Source organism: Intrasporangium sp. (assembly GCF_030452765.1).
Lineage (GTDB): Bacteria > Actinomycetota > Actinomycetes > Actinomycetales > Dermatophilaceae > Intrasporangium_A.
The window spans coordinates 1-2,437 of sequence record NZ_JAKDLO010000314.1; the positions used below are offsets into that span (position 1 = coordinate 1).

Consider the following 2,437-nt stretch of genomic DNA (forward strand, 5'->3'; position numbering starts at 1 on the left):
GCTCCGGTTCCGGGGCGGGCTCGGGTTCTGGAGGCGGCGGCTTCTCCTGCCAGTCGAGATAGGCACCGCACTGCCCGCAGAACGACTCGCCGTCCTCGTTCGAGGTTCCACACTTCTCACACCGAATCACGGCTCCACCTCCTCACTGCTCGTGCCGCAGCCCCAGCGACATCGCTCGATCCGCTCACCTGGCCACGACCTCGAGGACGTGGCGCACGTGGACGGGCTTGACCGTTCGCAGCACGGACTCGACCCGGGCCCGGTCCACGCCCTCCGGGTCGTCGACGACGATGCGCACGTGGACCTCGGGCACCGCCGCGCCGGGCAGCGGGGTGCCCGGCGTGCTCGAGGTCGTGACGGCCCCACTGTCGCTCACCTCGACCTCGGCACCGGTGAGGTGGGCGACGACGCCCCGCAGCGCGGCCGCGGTTCCGCGTCGGGCATGCGTCCGCATCGCGTCGACGACCGCCTGACGCTGGTCCGGGACCTGCATCTGGTCGTCGACCTGTACGGCGACCCAATATGCGAGCATGGCGACGAAGTCGGCCGGCGCGAGGCGCGGGTCGACGTACGAGCGCAGGTTGTCCAAGGTCGACAGCACGGGCGCGAGGCAGTCGTCGAAGGCCTGTAGGAACTTGGGCGTGAAGTCGCCGTCCTGGTAGACGCCCGGCAGCTGGAACAGGAGCGGGAAGGCCGTGTCGAGGTCGGGGACGAGGCCGCGCATCAGGTCTCTCCCTTGGCGGCCCGGACCTGATGGCCGAACGAGAACACCAGTGCCTCGGGATCCAGCTGGATCCGGTCGGTCTGCTGGCCGCGCTGTGACGTTCGAGGGTCCGCCGAGAAGAGCCTGACCTGTTCGACGAACTCGGTCCCCGGCAGGCGTTGCAGGACCGAGTAGACCTCACCCGCCTGGACCGGCCGCCCGAAGGGCCACCCCGACTCGTCGGGCCCGCCGACCAGCGGGTCGAAGTACCGGTAGAGCGCCTGCAGCGCCTCGTCCTGCAGCTCGAGCAGATCGGCACGCGAGCGTGCCCTCAGCTGGGCTACGACGGTCACGCCCTGGTAGTACGGCGGCTCGATGACCAGCCTCGTCCCGACGACCCGGCGCTCATCGAGATGGTCGCGCACCACCCCGAGCAGGTCAGCCGAGGGCACCAGATCCTCGAACCGGATCGTCCCGTCGGCCTCGCGCGCGGCGTTCGGCACGACGAGCAGCCTGGCACCGCAGTCTCCCTCGGGTGTGCACCGCACGCGCGCGAGGTTCGGGGCCGCCTGCAGGGCAAGGATCTCGAAGTCCTCGGCGGTGACCGCGCGGTCCCGGGTGCGCAGCTCGAGGGGGCCGCGCAGCTTCAGCTCCTCGATGGTCTCCGCAGCGACGCCGCCGACCGCGGGCCGACGGTTCTCGACCCGCTCGACGAAGGGGATCGGGGCGCGCAGCGTCTGCAACGCCCGGGCCGAGACGTTGCCGCCCGCCCCACCGCCGAAGCGGTAGCTCTGGACGCGCAACGGCGCGCCGCGCGGCGGGACCGCCCCATAGTGTCGCATCGTTCCGTCGGCCTCCCGCACCGCCGGGGGCAGCTCGATGGTGCCCGACGCATCCTCGACGCGGAAGACTCGTTCGTGTGGCTGGCGGTCGGCGAAGGAGGCCACCTCGGTCCATTCCTCCCAGCCCGAGCCGGCCGCGACGTCGATGACCAGGGGCGTCCCGTCTCGGACGAGAGGGTGGTGCGCGAGCGTGAAGGACTGGCCGGGCACGCCCTCCGAGAGCCCGACGACCTCGTCGAGGACCACCTCGGCGTTGACCGCCCCTACGGTGCCGCCGACGGTGAAGCCGGTCGCGTCCCGCACCTGCGGGGACACGCGGTAGGCAGGGTAGTCGCCGACCGGCTCCGTCACGACGCAGCGTAGCCACCCACCGTGGACACCACCGGAGGTCGACACGGTATGACCGGCGGGCACGTGGACGATGACGTCTCCCGGGCGGTTCAGCCCGCCGGTGCCGTCCGAGTCGAGGTCGCACGAGCGCCAGCCCCCGCGGGTCCAGGCCTCCCACCGCAGCGGTGGGTGCTCGGGATGGACCCCGGCCCCTTGGACGTCGCAGTCGAACCGCAGAGCTATCGCGCACCGGGGCGCGGCATCGTCGAGGGCGAGCAGCAGCGCGTCACCGATCTCTGGTGGTGTCGTGAACGCCCGGAAGCCCGCCTCGTCGCGCAGCTCCAGCGATCGGGGAACGAGCTCGCCTGCGACGGCTTGGGTGGCCATCGTGACGAGGCGTCGCGGCGGGATGGCCAGGTCGTCGGTCGTCTCGAAGACCACCGGTTCCTCGCGCTCGGTGCGCGGGGTGGCGACGCTCGTCCTGGACAGCACGTGCACCGGGTCTGGCTGCGGTGCCGAGAGCCAGAACGTCAGGTCCGCCGTGGCCGCCCCGGGCGGGTGT

At 71.9% G+C, this 2,437-nt stretch carries 3 protein-coding genes; all 3 read right to left on the reverse strand.

The window, feature by feature from the left end; all coding sequences use genetic code 11:
• The coding region (locus tag L0H79_RS22380; RefSeq protein ID WP_367652517.1) for a zinc-ribbon domain-containing protein at positions 1-130 on the reverse strand (130 nt) is incomplete at its 3' end.
• 54 nt (positions 131-184) lie between these two features.
• Positions 185-724 (reverse strand): phage tail protein, encoded by a 540-nt coding sequence (locus L0H79_RS21940; RefSeq protein WP_301486891.1) that lies wholly within the window; start codon positions 722-724, stop codon positions 185-187.
• On the reverse strand, positions 724-2,437 hold a 1,714-nt coding region (locus L0H79_RS21945), incomplete at its 5' end, for a putative baseplate assembly protein (RefSeq protein ID WP_301486893.1). The genes L0H79_RS21940 and L0H79_RS21945, both read right to left, overlap by 1 nt.

Excerpts from the sequence above, each read along its gene's own strand:
- L0H79_RS21940 (WP_301486891.1), bottom strand. The coding sequence starts at position 724 with ATGCGCGGCCTCGTCCCCGACCTCGACACGGCCTTCCCGCTCCTGTTC.